15 protein-coding genes are annotated in these 19445 nt (G+C 69.1%); 11 read left to right on the top strand and 4 right to left on the bottom strand.

All coding sequences use genetic code 11. From position 1 onward, the window contains the following. Positions 1–68: 68 nt before the first annotated feature. The 3 genes from ACQUQ0_RS02975 (at position 69) to ACQUQ0_RS02985 (ending at position 3618) form a co-directional block, all read left to right on the top strand. Positions 69–1202: a tRNA (guanine(26)-N(2))-dimethyltransferase gene (locus tag ACQUQ0_RS02975; protein WP_435183078.1), complete on the top strand. Its 1134-nt coding sequence runs from the start codon at positions 69–71 to the stop codon at positions 1200–1202. An 85-nt stretch (positions 1203–1287) separates the two neighbouring features. Continuing rightward, complete coding sequence (locus tag ACQUQ0_RS02980) at positions 1288–2640, top strand: YhjD/YihY/BrkB family envelope integrity protein (RefSeq protein WP_435183079.1); 1353 nt, start codon at positions 1288–1290, stop codon at positions 2638–2640. 75 nt (positions 2641–2715) lie between these two features. After that, positions 2716–3618 (top strand): phosphatase PAP2 family protein, encoded by a 903-nt coding sequence (locus ACQUQ0_RS02985; RefSeq protein WP_435183080.1) that lies wholly within the window; start codon positions 2716–2718, stop codon positions 3616–3618. 107 nt (positions 3619–3725) lie between these two features. Here ACQUQ0_RS02985 and glnA read toward each other — a convergent pair whose 3' ends face one another. After that, complete coding sequence (gene glnA, locus ACQUQ0_RS02990) at positions 3726–5099, bottom strand: type I glutamate--ammonia ligase (RefSeq protein WP_435183081.1); 1374 nt, start codon at positions 5097–5099, stop codon at positions 3726–3728. 126 nt (positions 5100–5225) lie between these two features. Here glnA and lrp point away from each other — a divergent pair, with 126 nt between their 5' ends. Beyond that, positions 5226–5687, top strand: a complete 462-nt coding sequence (lrp, locus tag ACQUQ0_RS02995; RefSeq protein ID WP_435183083.1) for an HTH-type transcriptional regulator Lrp — start codon at positions 5226–5228, stop codon at positions 5685–5687. Between the two features lie 27 nt (positions 5688–5714). Here the strand turns inward: lrp and ACQUQ0_RS03000 are convergent, their stop codons facing one another. Further along, positions 5715–6629, bottom strand: coding sequence for an HFX_2341 family transcriptional regulator (locus ACQUQ0_RS03000; RefSeq protein ID WP_435183086.1), 915 nt, complete (start codon positions 6627–6629; stop codon positions 5715–5717). A 150-nt stretch (positions 6630–6779) separates the two neighbouring features. Between ACQUQ0_RS03000 and ACQUQ0_RS03005 the strand changes: the two genes are divergently transcribed. Beyond that, entirely contained in the window at positions 6780–8930 is a 2151-nt protein-coding gene (locus ACQUQ0_RS03005) for a glycoside hydrolase family 32 protein (RefSeq protein WP_435183088.1), read from the top strand. A 104-nt stretch (positions 8931–9034) separates the two neighbouring features. Here ACQUQ0_RS03005 and ACQUQ0_RS03010 read toward each other — a convergent pair whose 3' ends face one another. Further along, entirely contained in the window at positions 9035–10405 is a 1371-nt protein-coding gene (locus ACQUQ0_RS03010) for a glycoside hydrolase family 68 protein (RefSeq protein ID WP_435183089.1), read from the bottom strand. A gap of 202 nt (positions 10406–10607) precedes the next feature. Between ACQUQ0_RS03010 and ACQUQ0_RS03015 the strand changes: the two genes are divergently transcribed. Further along, positions 10608–12278: an alpha-glucosidase gene (locus ACQUQ0_RS03015; protein WP_435183091.1), complete on the top strand. Its 1671-nt coding sequence runs from the start codon at positions 10608–10610 to the stop codon at positions 12276–12278. A 19-nt stretch (positions 12279–12297) separates the two neighbouring features. Here the strand turns inward: ACQUQ0_RS03015 and ACQUQ0_RS03020 are convergent, their stop codons facing one another. After that, positions 12298–13248 carry a hypothetical protein gene (locus ACQUQ0_RS03020; protein WP_435183093.1) on the bottom strand — a complete coding sequence of 317 codons (951 nt, stop codon included), beginning with the start codon at positions 13246–13248 and terminating at the stop codon, positions 12298–12300. A 148-nt stretch (positions 13249–13396) separates the two neighbouring features. On the opposite strand from ACQUQ0_RS03020, the gene ACQUQ0_RS03025 reads away from it, so the two are divergent. The 5 genes from ACQUQ0_RS03025 (at position 13397) to ACQUQ0_RS03045 (ending at position 19444) form a co-directional block, all read left to right on the top strand. Further along, a complete protein-coding gene (locus ACQUQ0_RS03025; RefSeq protein ID WP_435183473.1) occupies positions 13397–14371 on the top strand; it encodes an aldo/keto reductase in 975 nt (324 codons plus the stop codon). A gap of 271 nt (positions 14372–14642) precedes the next feature. Continuing rightward, a complete protein-coding gene (locus tag ACQUQ0_RS03030) occupies positions 14643–15692 on the top strand; it encodes a TrmB family transcriptional regulator (protein WP_435183095.1) in 1050 nt (349 codons plus the stop codon). Positions 15693–15971: 279 nt separating this feature from the next. Next, positions 15972–17423 carry an extracellular solute-binding protein gene (locus tag ACQUQ0_RS03035; protein WP_435183475.1) on the top strand — a complete coding sequence of 484 codons (1452 nt, stop codon included), beginning with the start codon at positions 15972–15974 and terminating at the stop codon, positions 17421–17423. Between the two features lie 126 nt (positions 17424–17549). Then, positions 17550–18482: a carbohydrate ABC transporter permease gene (locus ACQUQ0_RS03040; RefSeq protein WP_435183477.1), complete on the top strand. Its 933-nt coding sequence runs from the start codon at positions 17550–17552 to the stop codon at positions 18480–18482. Continuing rightward, positions 18479–19444, top strand: a complete 966-nt coding sequence (locus ACQUQ0_RS03045; RefSeq protein ID WP_435183097.1) for a carbohydrate ABC transporter permease — start codon at positions 18479–18481, stop codon at positions 19442–19444. Before ACQUQ0_RS03040 ends, ACQUQ0_RS03045 begins: the two co-directional genes overlap by 4 nt. Position 19445 lies beyond the last annotated feature (1 nt).

Genomic DNA, 19445 nt, shown 5'->3' on the forward strand with positions numbered 1-19445 from the left:
ACAAAATCCCACCGGTGCCCGTCAGTTCGCATCGCATCGCTTTTCGCCGCGGAGCGTCCTCCCCCGCTATGGACGTTCGTGAGGGCGGCGTCGAGGTCGCGGTCCCCGACGCCCGCGACGGCGCCTCCGAGGGCGCCGGCGACGACGTGTTCTACAACCCGACCCAGGAACTCAACCGCGACGTCACAGTGGCGGTGCTCCGCGCCTACCGCGAGCGCGAGCCCCGCGTTGACTCCTACCTCGACGCGATGGCCGCCAGCGGGATCCGCGGGGTCCGCGCCGCCGCCGAGGGCTACGACGTCACCTGCGCCGACGTCGACGCCGACGCCGTCGCGCTCGCCCGCGAGAACCTCGCGCGCAACGACCTCGACGGCGAGGCGGTCGAGCGCGACGTCAACGCCCTCCTCTACGACCGCGAGCGGGTGTTCGACGTCGTCGATCTCGACCCCTTCGGCACGCCGATCCCCTTCGCGGACGCGGCGTTCGCCAACGCCCGCAATCTGGTCTGCGTCACCGCGACCGACACCGCGCCGCTCTGCGGCGCCCACCAGCGCTCGGGGATCCGCAAGTACGCGACGCTCCCGCAGAACACCGACTACCACCCCGAGATGGGGCTTCGAGTGCTGCTCTCGGCGCTGATCCGCACCGCCGCCCGCTACGACAAGGCCGCAGTGCCGATCCTCTCGCACGCCACGCGCCACTACGCCCGAGTCTACCTCGAACTCGACGCCCGCGCGACCCGCGCGGACGGCCTGATCGACGATCTGGGGTACGTCCACCACTGCGAGGACTGCCTCCGCCGGACCCACGAGTACGGCCTCGTCGCCCACCCGCCCGAGACGTGCGACGCCTGCGGCGGCGACCGCCTGCTCACCGCCGGGCCGATCTACCTCGGATCGGTCCGGGATCGGGAGTTCGTCCGGGGCGTCGCCGACGCGCTCGGCGAGGAGATGGGCGAGGCCGCCCGCGCCGAGCGCCTGTTGGACGCGCTCGAAGCCGAACTCGACACGCCGACCCACTACGACCAGCACCGCCTCTGCAAGCAGTGGAGCCGCTCGGCGCCCGCGATGGACGACTTCCTCGCGGACCTCCGCGACGCCGGCTTCGCGGCGACCCGCGCGCACTACTCGGGCACCGCGTTCAAGACCGACGCGACCGTCCCCGAGATCCGCGAGGCGACCGCCGACGCGGACGCCGACTGAGCCGTCTCCCGCCCGCGCCACCGCTCGTCATTTCCCCGCCCCCTATTCCCGTACACTCTTTGTCCGATCGGCCGAACCCTCCGCCGTGAGCGCCCGCACCTCTCTCCCGGCCGTCTCCCGCTCTGTCGTCGCGACCGTCCGCGAGCGCGAGGTCACGTTCCTCGCGGCGGGGATCTCCTACTACGTCCTCGTCTCGCTCGTGCCGATCCTGACCCTGGCCGTCGTGGCCGCGACGGTCCTCGGCGGGGCGGACCTCGCCGCCCAGGTCCAGTCGATCGCCCAGCGCTATCTGCTGCCGACCGGCTCCGAGCTCGTGACCGACGCGCTCGCGGACGGGACCGGCCGCGGGACCGTCTCCGCGCTGAGCTTGGCCGTGACGGTCTGGGGCGCGCTGAAGCTGTTCCGCGGCGTCGACGTCGCCTTCGCCCGGATCTACGGCTACCCGACGAGCCCGCTCCTGCGACAGCTCTCCGACGGGCTCGTGACGCTCGTCACGCTCGGCGTCGCGACCGTCGGCGTCGCGCTCGTCGCCGCGCTCGTCGCCGTCGCCGACCTCCCGCTCGTGGACGTCCTGGGGCCGCTCGTGCTCCTGGGGTTCCTCGCGGCGGCGTTCGTGCCGCTCTACGCCGTGATCCCGGACGTCCGGGTCCCCGTCCGCCAGGCGTTCCCGGGCGCGCTGGTCGCGGCGGTCGGCTGGGCGGTCCTGAGCGCGGCCTTCGGGCTCTACGCCCAGGCGACGAGCGGCGTCGCGGGCGCGCTCGGCGGCCTCCTGCTCCTCGTGACGTGGTTCTACCTCTCCGGGCTGCTCGTCCTCACCGGCGCGGCCGTGAACGCGGTCCTGTCGGGCCGGACCGGACTCCCGGGCGTCGCCGCGGGCTCGTCGGCGGCGACCGCGACTTCGACGGGCGGGCCCGCGGCCGAGGCCGCGCTCACGTCCGCTCGGGACCGAGACCGGCAGCTACAACACCCGCGGGACCGACGTGACGACCGGACGATGAGCGAAGGCGACGCGACGACGCCAAGCGAGGAGGCCGACGACGACGGGACCGAGGTCGAACCCCGCGGGGCGCCCGACATCGAGGAACTCGAACGGGAGATCGAGGAACTCCGCGCCGACCTCGACGCCTTCGAGGAGGAGGTCGACTCGCGGACGGTCGACCGCCCCGAGATCAAATCCGAGATGCGCCGGTACGTCCGCGGCCGCCTCCGGCGGGGGAAGGCCCGCGGCTGGGGTCCGTACCTGGTCCTGCTCTACGGCACCGCGGCCACGATCGCTGCGTTCTACTTCCTCTCGGACCTGCTCGCGGTCGTCGCGATGCTCGTCATCTACCTCTCGACGCTCGGCCTCTACCTCCTCTTTGTGATCTTCGGCGTCGGCCTCAACGCCCTCGGCGTGCCCGGCCGGCTGGTCGACTGGGTCCGCGACCGGCGCTCCTGACGGCCCGGCCGCCGCGCGGTTCGCCCGTCCCGCTTCCCGCAGGTATTTGTCGCTCGCCCGGCGAGAGGCGTACCGATGCACCCGACCGCGCTGCCGCTCGCGACCCGCGGCGTCGGCGAGGTGGCGTTCGCCGAATCGCTGCCCGAGGCCGTCGCCGCCGCGTTCTGGTGGCTCACCCACCTCGGCAACCCCTATCTGCTCCTCTCGCTCGTCGCGGTGGCGTACCTGCTCGGCGAGCGGGCGGGGATCCCGCGGCGCTCTGCGGCGTTCGCGCTCGGACTCGGGCTCTGTGCGATCGGGCTCACGATCGGACTCAAGCACCTCTTCGCGCTCCCGCGCCCGCCGACCTCCTACCGCGGCGGGTACGGCTTCCCCAGCGGCCACGCCCTCGGCTCGACGATGTTCTGGGGCGGCGTCGCGGTGCTGGCGACCCGGGGACGCTGGCGACGCCGACTCGGGGTCGCGAGCGCCGTCGTCGCCGTCGTCGCGCTCTCGCGGGTGCTGATCGGCGTCCACTACCTCGCGGACGTCGTCGCCGGCGTCGGGATCGGTATCGCGTTCCTCCTCGCGGCCGTCGCGCTCGGCCCCGGATTCTCGTCGTCGGATCCGACGGGCGCGCTCGCGACGCCCGAGCACCGCCACGTCACCGCGCTGTTCGGCCTCGCCTTCCTCCTCGGACTGGCCGGCCTCGCCGTCGCGCCCGGCGAGAGCGAACTCCTCTTGGGCGTCGGCACGGCCCTGGGCGGGACGCTCTCGTGGTACCGCTTCGGGCCGCAGGCGGCCGCGGCCGCGATCGATCCCTCGCCGCGCTCGCTCGCCGTGGGGGTCGGCGGCCTCGCCGTCGCGCTCGCGGCGATGAGCGGCGCGGCCGAGCTCTCGGAGAACGCGCGGGTCGTCGTCGCCGCGGGCGCCGTCGGCGCGGTCGTACTCCTGTCGCTGCCGCTTCTCGTCGGCGACGCCGCCGGCGACGACGCGTGAGCGGCGGCGCCGACGCGTAACATCGTCCGCGACAGCCGCAGCCGCCGCTCACGACCGCGTGGCAGTGCGCAGCGCGCAAAAAAGAAATCGGGGCGGACTGACGCCGCTCAGTAGGTCTCGAGGTAGCGGTCGAGTTCCCACTGGGAGACGTCGACGCGGAACTCGTCGTACTCCTGGCTCTTGGCTTCGACGAACTTCTCGAAGACGTGCTCGCCGAGCGCATCCGCGATGACCTCGTCCTCCTCGAGCGCGGCGACTGCCTCGCCGAGGTTGGCGGGGAGCGTGTCGATGCCGTACTCCTCGCGTTTCTGCTCGTCGAAGTCGTAGATGTTCTCCCGGACCGGATCGGGCGCCTCGAGGCCCTGTTCGACGCCGTCGAGACCGGCGTGGATGATCGCCGCGAAGGCGAGGTAGGGGTTACAGGACGGGTCGGGCGAGCGGAGCTCGATGCGCGAGGCCGCGGGGACGCGCGCGGCCGGCTTCCGGATGAGCGCCGAGCGGTTGCGGTCGGACCACGCGACGTAGACCGGCGCCTCGTAGCCGGGGACGAGGCGCTTGTAGGAGTTCACCGTCGGGTCGGCGACGGCCGTGATGGCCGGCGCGTGTTCGAGGACGCCGGCGAGGAACGAGTGGGCGGTCTCCGAGAGGTTGAACTCGTCGTCCTCGTCGTGGAAGGCGTTGTTGCCGTCCTCGTCGAACAGCGAGACGTGGGTGTGCATCCCCGAGCCGTTCACTTTCGGGATCGGCTTGGGCATGAACGTCGCGTGGTAGTCGTGCTGGGCCGCGATGGCGCGGACGACCGTCCGGAACGTCCCGACGTTGTCGGCCGTCGACAGCGCGTCGTCGTACTCGAAGTTGATCTCGTGTTGCCCCTCGGCGACCTCGTGGTGGCTGGCCTCGATCTCGAAGCCCATCTGTTCGAGGCCGTAGATGATGTCGCGGCGGACGTCGCTGGCGAGGTCCTTCGGCGCGAGGTCGAAGTAGCCGCCGGCGTCGTTCGTCTTCGTCGTCGCGCGGCCCTCCTCGTCCTCCTCGAAGAGGAAGAACTCCGGCTCGGGCGCGACGTTGACCTCGTAGCCCATCTCGTCGGCGCGGTCGAGGGCGTTCTTCAGGACGCGGCGCGGGTCGCCCTCGAAGGGCTCGCCGGTCGAGGTGTTGATGACGTCACAGATGAGCCGCGCCGAGCGGCCGTCGCGCCACGGCAGGACCGCGAACGTCTCGGGGTCGGGCTTGAGCCGCATGTCGGACTCCTGGATGCGGACGAATCCCTCGATGCTCGACCCGTCGAAGTAGATGCCCTCGGTGAAGGCCTTCTCGGCCTGCGTGGCCGGGACGGCGACGTTCTTTACAGTCCCCAGAATGTCGGTGAACTGGAGGCGGAGGAAGTCGACGTCCTTCTCTTCGATCTCGTCGATGACGCGCTGTGCTTCTGCCGAGAGTCCCCCGTCAGCGGCGGGAGTGGGTGCGTTTTCGTCCGTCATATCCTGGACACTCGATTCCGAACACTCCCAGTATAAAGACCTTATCGCTTAGTGCAAATGCCTCTCGTCTCTCTCCTAATTGGATATTCGTAAAATTCTAATGCCCCCAGAGGTATCTTGGGTGTAATGACGTACGAAAACCTCGATGCGAAACTCATCAACGCACTGCTCGGCGACGGTCGCGCGAGCCTCCGCAGCCTCGCGGAAGAACTCGACGTATCGGTGACGACGGTCTCGAACCACCTCCGGGATCTCGAAGACGAAGGCGTCATCGAGGGCTATACGCCCCGGGTCAACTACGACGCGCTCGGCTACGACGTCACCGCGATCATCCAGCTGAAGGTCGAAGGGAGCGCGCTCCCCGAGATCACGGACAACCTGAAGGGCCACAAGCAGATGACCACCGTCTACGAGGTCACGGGCGACTACGACGTCATCGCCGTCGGGAAGTTCGAGGACACAGACGGGATGAACGCCCAGATCAAGGAGCTCCTGACCGACGCCGACATCCGGGAGTCCAACACCAGCGTCGTCCTCAACGCGGTCGTCGAAAACGAGCAGTTCCACCTCGACGTCGACGAGGAGTGATCGAAACCGGGGCCTCGACTCCAGCCCCTACTCGTCGCCGAGGACGTCGTCTTCGGCGTGCGCGCGGACCCAGAGCTGGCCGATCCGGGAGAGCCGCGTCCGGTAGGACTTGCCGTGTTCCTCCTGTTCGATGTAGCCCTTCCCGCCGGGGCCGAGCCGGTCGACGTTGTAGATCACCTTCGACCTGAAGGAGTCGGTGTACTCCTCGTTCATGTCGCGCGCGAGCGTCTCGGCGAGCTCCGAGACCGAGTCGAACTCCCCGTACTCGCCGAGCTCGAAGAGGATGACCTCCTCGAACGGCTTGACGTTCCGGAAGGACGCCACCGGGAGTTCGACGATGTGGCTGTCGCCGATCCGCTTGGCGCCGATGGTGGTCCCGCGCTCGTCGAACTCCTCTACGATGTCCGCGGCCGACTCGTGGCGCTCGCGGATCCGCTCGTCGTCGACGTCGGCGCCCGAGCGAAGCTCGCCGAGCAGTTCCTTCGTGGCCCTGACCTCCTCTGCGAGCTCGGTTTCGAGGTACTTCTCCGGCGCGGTGTAGTAGGTGTGGATGCGCTCGCGGTCCTCCTGGCGCTCGACCATGATCGAGTGTGCGGCCGTCGCGAAGGCGAACGAGACCGGCCGCGGCATCGCCGAGACGTTCACCCAGACCTCCGACTCGGCGGCCGCGTCCAGCTCCTCGTTGATGAGGTCGTAGGCCTGCTCGAACGCGGCGTCGTAGTCGTAGACGTCGTCGACGACGACCCGCTCGGTGTCGGCGCCCAGCAGATTCTGGAAGTCCTTCTCCAGTTTGCCCGAGAGGTTCCGCGAGTACTCGACGTTCGACTCGCTGCCGACCGCGCCCTCCAGGAGGATCACCCGGTCGACGTCCTGCTGGTCCCGGATGAGGGGCGCGATGAGCCGGTCGTAGTCGAACCCGACCGGCACGATGTGCGTCTGCATATCTCTGCGTACGACCGACCGCGTGTTAAACCGCCCGTCACGAGCCGCGTCGGCTTCGCTGGCGACCGCCCGGAGTGGGCTCGACGGTCCCCCCGGCCACCGGGAGCGAAAGATGGGACGACTTTTACTCGTGGGCGAATCAACCGTAGTATGATCGGCGACGGGACCGGGATCGCATTCGTCTACCGGGAGAAACTGTCCGACGAGCAGCGAGCGGCCGCGGCGTGGCTCCTGGACCGGGCGGCCGACGCGGAGGTCGTCTCGCTCGCCGAGTTCGGCGGGAACGCCGGCTCGTTCGACGTGGCGTGGTGGCACCGCGAAGCACCCGTCGACGACGCGGTCGCGGCTGCCGTCTCCGGCCCGCTCGCCGAGTTCCTCGCCGACGGCGGGGGGCTCCTCCTCGGCCTCCGCGCGATGGCGGCCGTCGAGGCGCTCGGCGTCGATCCGGTCCCGCCGGACGCGGTCGGCGTCGAGAGCGTCACCGAACCGGTCGGCGTCCTCTGGCGGCCGCTCTACGGCGACCACCCGGCCGTGTCGGCGTTCGACTCCGCCCGGATCCCGCTCTGTGACCGCGGCGCCGTCCCGACCGCGCACTACGAGCGCGTGGTCCCGTCGCGCGGCGAGGTGCTCGCCTCGACGGTCCGCGGCGGCGACGACGCCCCCCGCGAGATGCGCGTGGTCTCGTGGGACCGCGGAGGCGGCGTCATCGGCGTCGGCGCGCCGCTCACGTTCGACGAGCCGGCCGACCCCGCCGTCGCCGACGCCCGATCGACGTTCGCCGCGGGGTGCCTGTCCGCGCTCGCCGGCGACGCCGAGCGGCCGGCGCGGCCGAAGACGGCCGCGGAACTGGGCGACCTCCGGACGCGGTTCGCCGGGGACCACCACCGCCCCCGGTACCACTTCACTCCGCCGGCGAACTGGCTGAACGATCCGAACGGACTGATCCGGTGGAACGGCCGGTACCACGTCTTCTACCAGTACAACCCGGCCGGGCCGTTCCACAACGCGATCCACTGGGGGCACGCCAGCAGCGAGGACCTCCTCCACTGGCGGGACGAGCCGGTCGCGCTCGCGCCCTCGCCGGACGGCCCCGACCGCGACGGCTGCTGGTCGGGCTGTGCGGTCGACGACGACGGCACGCCGACGGTCCTCTACACCGGCGGCGACGGCCGGTGGCAGCTCCCGTGTCTCGCGACGAGCGCTGACCCGGACCTCCGCACGTGGGGGAAAGACCCCGACAACCCCGTGATCGAGGAGCCGCCGTCGGACCTCGACCTGCTCTCGACGGAGCACTGGGAGGTCGAGTTCCGCGACCACGCGGTCTGGCGCGACGGCGACACGTGGTACCAGCTCATCGGCAGCGGCGTGGTCGACGAGGGCGGCGTGGCGCTCCTGTACTCCTCGCCGGACCTCCGCGAGTGGGAGTACGAGGGCCCGCTGCTCGTCGGGAGCGACGGCCACGGGACCGTCTGGGAGTGTCCCGAACTGCTCGACCTCGGCGAGCGCTCGCTCCTGCACGTGTCCAACTACGAGGACGTGGTGTACTTCCTCGGCGAGGTCCGCGACGGCGGGTTCGAGGTCGCGACGCGCGGGCTCCTCGACCACGGCGACTTCTACGCCCCGCAGTCGCTCCGGGACGGCGACCGCTCCCTGACCTGGGGGTGGCTCCCGGAGGCCCGCGACGAGCGCGCGCAGTGGGGCGCCGGCTGGTCCGGGGCGCTTTCGCTCCCCCGCGTCCTCGCGCTCGGCGACGACGGGCGGCTCCGGCAGCGACCCGCCGCGGAGGTGGACCGGCTCCGACGGCGGCGGCTGTCGACGGCGGTTCCGGCGGTGCTCGACGACGACCGCCGTTCGCTCGGGGTAAGCGGCCGGACGCTGGAGGTGTCGCTGGAGGTGTCGCTGGCGGACGCCGCGGCCTTCGAGCTCTCGGTGTTCGAGTCGCCCGACCGCGACGAGCGGACCGCGATCCGCTACACGCGCGAGAGCGACCTGCTCGTCGATCGCTCGGCGTCGAGCCGGGACGGCGTCGGCGCGGCCGACGTCCAGCGGCTGACGGTGACCCCCTACGACGAGCCGCTGTCGCTCCGCGCGTTCCTGGACGGGTCGGTGATCGAACTGTACGCCAACGACCGGCACTGCCTGACGAGCCGGGTGTATCCCGCCGCCGACAGCACGGGGCTGTCAGTGGCGGCCGAGGGCGGCCGCGCGTCGCTCGGTTCCGTCGCCGTCTGGGAGCTCGAATCCGCGGTCACGTCCGCGTCGGAGTCGCCGTCGCCCGAGGCCGGTGCGGAACCGCAGTAGGTGCGACTCCGCCGTAGGTGCGAAGCCGCATACCGATTGCTGTCTCCCGGTAGTCACCTCCCCCGGTGCCGACGAGCGCCGGGAGGCGACTACACCGATCAGTATCAGTAGTTGCCGCGCGAGTAGCCGCCGGTCCTGTGCCGGTCCGTCCGGTCCTCGAATCGCCCAGGGCGGTCGCTGTCGACGTCGACCCCGTCGGGGGGCCGGTACTCGTCGGCGTCCGGGAGGGCCTCGCTCCCGGTCGGGACGTGCCAGTGCGCGAGCGTGCCGCGGATGCGCGTCCGGTCGCCGTCGACGCGGAGCCTGATGGTCGGGCTCAGTGTTCCGCCGAACCGGCGTCGCTGTTCGTCCTCCGAGAGGTCGGCGATGCCGTCGAGCGATTCGCCCGCGTACTCCCGGTAGTTGTAGAAGCTCTGGACGAGGATCTCCTCGCGGTGGGGAAACGCCATCCAGGAGTACGCCTGGAAGGGGACGCTCGCGGGGTTGGTCACGACCAGCCCGGAGTCGTTCAGGGGTTCGTACTCGCCGCGGAGCGAGTCGGCGACGAACCCGTAGAGGCCGTCGTAGCCGCGGAGGCCCGGCGCGAACGTGTGCATATGGCTGGAGACGAACAGGTAGTACCGGCCGTCGCGGACCACGACGTGGGGGCGTTCGAGCTCCTGATTGACGCAGACGGCCTCCAGGAGCGGCGGCTCGAGTTCCCACCGGAGGGGGTCGCCGGTGGGCGAACTGGCGACGCCGACGCACCCGTTGAATTCCTGCTGTGTCTCGTCGCCGTCGCATCGGTCACTGTCCGGCAGGACCGGGGTGTTCGCCTCGAAGAGGAGGCGCGTTTCGCCGGTGTCGGGGTCCTCGAAGAACCAGGGGTCGCGGAACGTGTAGATCATCCCGCGCGACTGCGCTTCGGTCTCGTACCACCGGCCGTCGGGGTCGAGGAGGACCTCGTGCGTCCAGGGGCCCTCGCTTCGCACGCCGTCGTCGTCGGCCTCGAACCGTCCGCCGTGACCGACGGCGATGCGCTGGGTGTAGTTCAGTTCGTCGGCCGACTCGTCGCCGGCGGCCGTGTAGTAGAGGTAGAGGTCGCCGTCGTCGTAGAGCGCGGAGCCGGCCCACTGGCGCTGGCCGAGGGCGTCGGCCTCGAAGACGCGATCGCCGCCGCGCCAGTCGGTGCCGTCTCGGGAGTAGAAGAAGCGGATCTCGGCGACGTCGTGGCGCTTGCCGGGGAGCAGTTCCTCGGCGGCGGTCAGCGAGAACAGCACGCGCCAGCCGTCGATCTCGGCGATCTCGCCGTGTCGGTCCCGGAGAAGCCAGGTGTCCCAGATGTGGAGGTCGGCGGCGGGGTCCTCGGCGGGGGGGTCGATGACCGGCGCGACGTTGTCGGCGGTGCGTTCGATCCGCGCGGCCTGTGTCCGCGTCCACCGCGTCGGCCGCCGGTCTCTCGGTCGGCGCCGGTCGTCGGGTCGGTCGTCGGTCATGCGGGTTGGCTCCGATTGTCGACACCGTCACTTATGGGTCCCGACTTTCCCCGCCGCCGCGATGCCCGCGCGCGGGCCTGGTCCCGCCCGTGGACGAATTAACACGGCTCCGAGTACTTCTCACAACAATTAAGACGAGCGGAGAGAAAGTTCGGGCGACGAATCGGCGCCGAACGCACACCTCGATCTAAGCATTCCAACTATGAGCGAACACACCTGGTGGAAGGAGGCGGTCGTATATCAGATCTATCCGCGGAGCTTCAACGACACCGACGGCGACGGGCTCGGAGACATCCCTGGAATCACAGAGAGGGTCGAGTACCTCGACGAGTTGGGGATCGACGCCGTCTGGCTCAGCCCCGTGTACGAGTCGCCCCAGTACGACAACGGGTACGACGTCGCCGACTACCGGTCGATCCACTCCGAGTTCGGGACGATGGACGACTTCGACCGGATGCTCGAACGGCTCCACGACCACGACATCCGGCTGGTGATGGACATGGTCTCGAACCACACCTCCTCCGAACACGAGTGGTTCCAGCGGTCGCGCTCGAACCCCGACGGGGAGTACGGCGACTACTACGTGTGGCGCGAGGGCGACCCCGACGAGCCGCCGAACAACTGGGAGTCCGCCTTCGGCGGGTCGGCCTGGACGTACGACGAGGAGCGGGAGGCGTGGTACCTCCACCTGTTCGACGTGCATCAGCCCGATCTCAACTGGCGGAACCCCGCGGTCCGCGAGGCGATGTTCGACACGATGAACTGGTGGCTCGACAAGGGCGTCGACGGCTTCCGACTCGACGTCCTCAATCTCCTCTCGAAGGCCGAAGGGCTCCCCGACGGCGACCCCGACGGCGAGTGGGTCGGCGAGGAGCACTTCGTCGACGGGCCGCGGATCCACGAGTACCTCGGCGAGATGCACGACGAGGTCTTCGCCGGCCGGGACATCGTCACCGTCGGCGAGATGCCGCAGCTGGACATCGAGACCGCGCGGGAGTACGTCGGGGACGGCCCGCTCGACCTCGTGTTCCCCTTCGAGCACGTGGACATCGACTTCGGCGAGAACGGCCGCTGGGACATCGGCGAGTGGGACCTCACAGGGCTCAAATCCGTCCTCGACGAGTGGCAGCGCGGCCTGGAGGGCCACGGCTGGAACACGATCTTCTTCGAGAACCACGACCAGCCGCGGAGCGTCTCCCGGTTCGGCGACGACGAGGAGTACCACTACGAGTCCGCGACCGCGCTCGCGACGATCCTGCTCACCCTGCGGGGGACGCCGTTCATCTATCAGGGCGAGGAGATCGGGATGACGAACAGCACCTTCGAGAGCCTGGAGTCGGTCCGCGACGTTGACACCGTCCGGAACGTCGAGGAACTGATCGACGACGGCGTGATCGAGGACTACGAGGAGATCCGGCCGGTCGTCGAGTACCGCTCGCGCGACAACTCCCGGACCCCGATGCAGTGGTCCGACGCGGAGCACGCGGGCTTCACCGACGGCGAGCCCTGGATCGCCGTCAACGACGACTACGACGAGATCAACGTCGCCAGCGAGGAGGCCCGATCTCCGTCGGTGCTCTCGTACTACCGGAACCTGATCGCGCTCCGCGAGGAGACGCCGGCGCTCGTCCGCGGTTCCTACGACCTGCACCTCCCCGACGACGAACAGCTGTACGTCTACACGCGGACGCTGGAGGGCCAGCAGGTGGTCGTCGCGATCAACTTCTCCGACCTGGATCGGCGGGCCGCGATCGAACCGCTGCACGCGGGCGCCTCGCTCCTCGCGAGCAACTACGAAGACGCCCCCGACGCGCCGGGACAGCCCGTCGAGTTCCGGCCGTACGAAGCCAGGGTGTACGAGCAGTCGCAGTAACCCCCGCAATTTCGCCCTGCTATTCGAAGGTGAACAGGCGCACCTCGCACGACGGGCAGACGAGGGTCTCCGCGGGTTCCTCGTTGGGACCGTTGTAGCCGCCACAGCAGTCGACTTCCGTCCCTCGTTCGAGTTCCGTCCGGCAGTCCGGACAGGCGTTCAAAAACATCCGACACGTCTGTGCCGCCGCGAGTGCCGTCTCGTCGTCGACGAACTCTGCGGCCGCCCGCGCCCCGCCGACCTCGGCGATGGCGACCGGCCGGTTGAGCCAGGTCTCCTCGAACGCGTGCTCGGCCCCCGACGAGAGCGCGACCCACTCGCCGCCGTCCTGCCGGACCGCGTGTGACTCCGTCGCGGGCGAGAATTCGAGCGCCGCCTCGGCGAGCGCCTCCGTGTCCGCCCCGCTGAGCTCGGCCATCTCCGCGTGCCACCGCGCCTCGAACGCGTCGGTCGGCGCGACCGTCTCCCCGTCGGCGTCGAGGACACCGGCGTCGACGAGGCGCCGGACGAGCGCGTCGCCCTCGAGCGGGCCGTCGTCCGTCCTAGACGCGTCAGCGTCGGAACCGGGGTCGACGCCGGCCCCAGGACCGCTCCCGGCGCCCGCCGACGTCGACGGCGTCCCCCTGCTGTCCCCGCTCGTCCCGCCGGTCTCGGCGCCCCCGTCGTCGCCGCGCAGCGACCCGGACTGTCGGTTCGAGGGATCGTCGACGCCGTGGAACAGCGCCTCGCCGCCGGGGAGCCGCGCGACGAGCCCCGGCGCGAACCGGGGCGTACCCGGAACGAGGTAGCCGCGAACGAGGATGACGAACAGTCCCACGGCGGCGGCGACCGCGGCCAGCACCGACGACGCGAGCGCGAGCGCCGCGGCGACGACGCCGAGGATCGCGAGGTTGACCGCGGTACACGGCCAACAGCGGTTGTCGCCCGTGTGCTCGGGTCTGCGGAGGCGGTCGACGAACGACGGGTACATACCGTTCCCCTTACCGCCACCGCGAAATCAACGTTCCGCCGCGTGGCCGCTCGGACTGCCGTCCCGGCGCGGCCGGGTCGCAGAGCCGGGCGAGCGACCACCGGCGCGCTTTTTCCCCGTCGGCGCCGTAGTCGGACCGATGACAGAGATGGAGTACACGACCCTCGGCGAGACGGGCCTCGAGATCTCCCGCTTCGCCCTGGGCTGCATGAACTTCGGCTCCGGGGAACCGTGGATGATCGGCGACGAGGAGCAGTCCCGCGAGGTCATCGACCGCGCGCTTGAGTTGGGGATCAACGTTCTCGACACGGCGAACGTCTACTCGCGCGGCGAGAGCGAGGAGATCGTCGGCCGGGCGATCGAGGACTACGACCGCTCGGAACTGGTCGTCGCCACGAAGGTGTACCACCGGATGCACGAGGGACCGAACGGGCGGGGGCTCTCGCGGAAGCACGTGCTCGATCAGGCGCGGGCCTCGCTCGACCGCCTCGGGACGGAGTACATCGACCTCTATCAGATCCACCGCTGGGACGACGATACGCCGGTCGAGGAGACGCTCTCTGCGCTGGACCACCTCGTCGACGAGGGGCTCGTGCGGTACGTCGGCGCGAGCACGATGCCCGCCTGGAAGTTCACCCGCGCGCTGTACGCCGCCGACGTCGAGAACCGCGAGCGGTTCGTCTCGATGCAGCCGGAGTACAACGCGGTCGACCGCCACGAGGAGGCGAACGTGCTCCCGGTCTGCGAGGCCGAGGGGGTCGGCGTCCTCCCGTGGTCCCCGCTCGCCGGCGGTTTCCTGACGGGGAAGTACGAGCGGGGCGGGGAGCCGGAGTCGGGACGCGCGGCGAGCGACGAGTACACCGCCCGGCGGTTCACCGAGGCGAACTGGGCCGTCCTGGACGAGATCCGCGACATCGCCGAGGCGAAGGGCGCGACGCCCGCGCAGGTCAGCCTCGCGTGGCTCCTCCACAAGGACGTCGTCGACGCGCCGATCCTGGGCCCGCGACGGATCGACCACCTCGAAGAGAACGTCGGCGCGCTCGGGGTCGACCTGACGGACGAGGAGATGGCCCGTATCGAGGCGCCGAAGACGCCCAGGTGGCCCGCGCCTGGGAAGGACTGATAGTGATTACTCTCACTGTTTACCGCCGAACGCCGTCACCGGGGGTGGCGTTCGGCGGGAAAAGACGAGAGTAATCACTATGATACTGTCTCTTGTCAGTCATTGCCGCTGGTTCGCCGGGACGGGGCGGCGAACCAGTGACAATAGACGGTATGACGGATAGCCATTTGACGCGGCCTCGACGGCGGCGGGCGCGGACGGTCGCCCACTGCGGGGCCGGCGTCACCGCCGGACGCGACACCGTTTAGTCGCCGCCGCACTCGCACCCGGTATGGAAACCGAACCCCTCGTCGAAACCCTGGAGGCGGCCGGGCTGTCGCCGTACCAGGCGGATGCGTACGTCACGCTCCTGGATCTCGGAACCGCTTCGGCGACTGACGTCGCCGACGCCAGCGACGTCCCCGCCCCGCGAATCTACGACGTCCTGCGGTCGCTGGAGGATCGCGGGTACGTCGAGACGTTCGAGGAGGCGTCGCTTCGCGTGCGCGCTCACAACCCCTCGAACGTGCTCGACGACCTCAGAGAGCGGGCCGACAGGCTGGAGCGCGCAGCCGAGGAGGTCGCAGACCGGTGGGAGCAGCCGGAGTTGGAGGCGGGAGACGCCAGCATCGTGACGCGGTTTCGGACCGTGCTCGCCCGCGCGAAGTCGTTCATCGCGGAGGCCGACCACCAGGTTCTGCTCTCGACGACGGTGGAGAACCTGGAACAGCTCCGGCCCTCGATCGAGGAGGCGGCCGGCAACGGCGTCTCCGTCCGCGTGTCCGTCCACACCGACGACGATCGGACCGCGCTCGACACCGACCGATTCGCCGCGCACTGTACCGAGATCCGCCACCGCCCCCTCCCCGCCCCGTTCGTCGCACTCGCGGACCGCCGGCGCGCCTGCTTTGCCCACCCCCCCGAATCCTACGACCGCTACGGCGTCCTCGTGAACGACCGGACTCACACGTACGTGTTCTACTGGTACTTCCTCACCTGTCTGTGGGAGCCGTGGGAACGGATTCACCAGGCCGACGACGGCTACCCGACCGAGTACTTCGACGTGCGACACCTGGTCCGTGACCTCCGGGAAACCGACTGGCGGGACGATCCCGTTCGGCTCCGCGTGGAGGGATACGACACCGACACCGGCGAAGCGTGTCGGATCGAGGGGACCGTCACCAACATCCGCATCCCGTTCGAGGCCGAGGCCGCGAGCGGGTTCGAGCTCGCCGGGCAGGTCACCGTCGACCTCGACGTCGACGGCGAACACGTGAGCGTGGGCGGATGGGGGGCGATCATCGAGGACGTCGAAGGGACCAGGCTCACCGTCGTCGGCTGACGGCCGCCGGACCCGTTTCGCACCCCGACTCGGTGGCGAGACGGCGGTTCGGGCGGCGATCGGTGTGGTCCCGCGGGAGTCCCTTCGGCACGTCCGTGGCGTTCGAGGCCGCGACCCGCCCCGCTCTCGCCGCGAACGCCGACGTCAGTCAGGAAGTCCTATGGAGATCTATTAACAACAGGGGTTGTAAAAACCCATACTTATATTAATTATTGTTACTTACGTCTACAGACGATGCCCGAAGACAACCAATCGAACACCGTCTCGCGACGACAGTACATCGCAGCCACGGGGGCGATCGGCGCCGCCGGGCTCGCGGGCTGTTCCGGGGGCGGCGGCAACGGTGGCGGTGGCAGCGATACCACCGAGAGTACCCCGATCGACACCGGCGCACCCACCGAGGAGGTCACCATCCAGATCGCGGCGGACTCGAACTTCAAGAGTTCGTCGGACGCGATCATCAAGGTGCTCCGGGAGAAGGGCGGACTCCCGGACAACATCAACATCGAGTTCCTGGCCGGGTCGTTCACGACCGGCGATCGACGGGCACAGTACCAGCAGATCCTCTCGGCGGGGCAGTCGCGCCCGACCGTGATGATGATGGACAACGGGTGGACGATCCCGTTCATCGCCCGGGGCCAGATCGCGAACCTCAGTCAGGTGCTGCCGAGCTCCATCACGGAAACCGTCAAAAACGACTACCTGAACAACATGGTCGCCACGGCCCAGGGACAGAACGGCGACCTGTACGGGATCCCGCTGTTCGCGGACTTCCCGACCATCCAGTACCGGAAGGACCTGATGCGAGAGGCCGGGTTCAGCGACTCCGAGTTCAACAAGTGGGCGACAGAGCCGATGACGTGGTCGCGCTTCTCGGACGTCGTCAAGCAGGCGATGGACGCGACCGGCAAGACGGGGTTCAACTGGCAGGGCGCGGCCTACGAGGGGCTGTCTTGCTGTGACTTCATCGAGTTTATGGGCTCCCACGCCGGGTCGTACTTCGGCGCGTTCGACAACTACTTCGGCCCGATCGGCGACCGCCCGATCACCGTCGACAGCGAGAACGTCATCAACGCGGTGCGCATGATGCGTTCGTTCATTTACGGGCCGAGCAGCGACCCCGAGGCACTGGACGGAATCAAGGACATCTCGCCGGACGCCGTCGTCCAGTACAAGGAGGAGTCCTCCCGGAAGCCGTTTACCAACGGCAACGTGGTGGCCCACCGGAACTGGCCGTACTCGATCAACATCAACGCCGCCGAGGACGTCTTCGGCACGGACCTCGGCGTGATGCCGATCCCGTACGCGGTCCCGCAGAGCGAGTCCCAATACGACACGATCGGCGGGAGCACCTCCGCGCTCGGCGGCTGGCACCTCACGCTCAACCCGAACGCCAGCGACGCGCGAAAGCAGGCCGCCGTCCAGCTGTTCAAGGCGCTTCAGAACGACGAGGTCCGCCTCCGGATGTTCGAGATCGGTGGGTGGATCCCCCCGATCCCGAACCTCATCGCCACCGAGCGGACGCGGCAGCTCGAACCCATCGGCCGCTACGTCGACAGTCTGAAAGTGGCCGGCGAGAACGCGCTGCCCCGGCCGGTCACCGTCGTCTGGCCGCAGGAGTCGACGCAGATCGCCACGGAGGTCAACGCCGCGATCCGGCAGGAGAAGACGCCGAAGAAGGCGATGACCGACCTGAAGGCCTCGCTCGAGTCGATCGAGAGCCAGGCCTGATCCGGCGGTCCACCCTATATATTTAATTGTTATGAATATGCACACTGAACTATGAGTACCGAACAACAACGGGGCGGATCCGCCCGCCGGGACCAGTCCGGGGTGTACGCGTCCGTCGTGAGGTGGATGGAGAACCTCTCGGAGGCCCAGTACGCGTACCTGCTCTTGACCCCCGCGTTCCTGTTGTTGGGGATCATCGCGTTCTGGCCGCTGCTCTCGACGTTCCGGCTGTCGCTGTTCGCAGACAGCCTCGGGCAGGCCAGCGTCGGGGAGTTCATCGGCATCGGGAACTACGTCGCGATCCTCACCGGCGAGCGCACCGCGCTGTTGCCCGCGCCGTTCCTGCCGCAGGCGATGACAGTGACGGCGTTCTTCAACAGCGCGCTCACCGTGACGATCCTGTTCACGGTCATCAGCGTGTTCTTCGAGACGCTCATCGGGTTCGTCCAGGCGCTCGTTCTCGATCAGGACTTCCGGGGCCGGCGGTGGGTCCGCGTGGCGATCATCCTCCCGTGGGCGATCCCGATCGTCGTCCAGGGGATGATCTTCTTCCTGATGTTCCAGCCGAACGTCGGGTTCCTCGTCGGCACCTCCGAAAACCCCGCGATCCTGAACCAGCTCGGGCTGCTGTCGACGACGCCACTGGCGAACGCCCAGGACGCGACGATGGTCGTCATCGTCGGCGACATCTGGAAGACGACGGCGTTTATGGCGCTCCTGATCCTCGCGGGGATGCAGTCGATCGACCGCGGGCTCTACGACGTCGCGAAGGTCGCCGGCGCGTCGCCGTGGCAGCGGTTCAAGTACATCACGCTGCCCATCATCCTCCCGACGGTGATGGTGGCGATGCTGTTCCGCACGATCCAGGCGATGCGGGTGTACGGGCTCATCGAGACCGTCGCCGGGTGTACGACCGTCCCGTCGCTGTCGTGTCTGGTCGTGACGACGTTCAACAACCGGATGCTCGGTTCCTCGGCGACGGTCGCGTTCATCACCGCGGCGATCATCGCCGTCGCGGTCTCGGTGTACATCGTGGGCTACGCCCGTGGTGGCCAATGAGGGGGAGCGACGACGATCCCCGCTCGGACGGCGGGGTCACCACCGGTCGGACCGGGGCCGAACGCGAGCTCAAACGCAGCCCGATCCAGCGGTGGGTCGACAAGGCGATCAAGGACCCGCGGCGGGCGTACCGCGCGATGTTCTACGTCGCGACGATCTTCTTCCTGATAACGACGCTCTTTCCGTTCTACTTCCTCCTGGTGCTGGCTGTCACCCCGGATTCGGCCGCGCTCTCGCTGCTCCCGCAACTGGGGATACTCGAGTTCGGCGTGTTCCTCGAGGTGTTCGAGAAGATCAACTTCCTCCGATATATGTTCAACAGCCTCGTGCTGGCGCTGACGACCACCGCCCTGGTGCTCCTGCTCGCCAGTCTCGCCGGGTACGTCTTCGGCCGCCTGGAGTTCCCCGGCCGCCAGCCGCTGATGCTTCTCGTCCTGGCGATCAGCTACTTCCCGCCTGCGGCGTTCTTCGTCCCGCTCTACCGTCTCTTCACCGGGAACGTCGTCTCCGGGCTGTATCTCTACAACACGCCGGGAGCGATGATCCTCCCGTTCAGCGCGCTGTTTATGCCGCTGTCGATATTCATCCTCACGACGTTCTACGGGCAGATCCCCGACGGGCTGGAGGACGCCGCCCGAGTCGAGGGGACGACGCGTCTCGGGGCGCTGTTCCGCGTGATCGTTCCGCTCTCGGCACCGGGCGTCGCGACCGCGGGCGTGCTCACGTTCATCGCGGTCTACAACGAGTTCTTCTTCAGCCAACTGATGAACAACGGCCAGCCGGAGAACTGGGCACCGATCGTCGGCGGCCTTCTCAGCCTCCAGCGCGCGGGACAGTTCGAGGTCACCTACGGGATCATGGCTGCCGGCAGCATCATCGCGGTGATCCCCGTCGCCATCCTCGTCGTGGTCGCACAGGAGAAGATCGTCAGCGGACTCACCTCCGGAGCACTCAAGGAGTAAC

The organism is Halobellus sp. EA9 (assembly GCF_051195055.1).
In the GTDB taxonomy this organism is placed as follows: domain Archaea; phylum Halobacteriota; class Halobacteria; order Halobacteriales; family Haloferacaceae; genus Haloquadratum; species Haloquadratum rubicundus.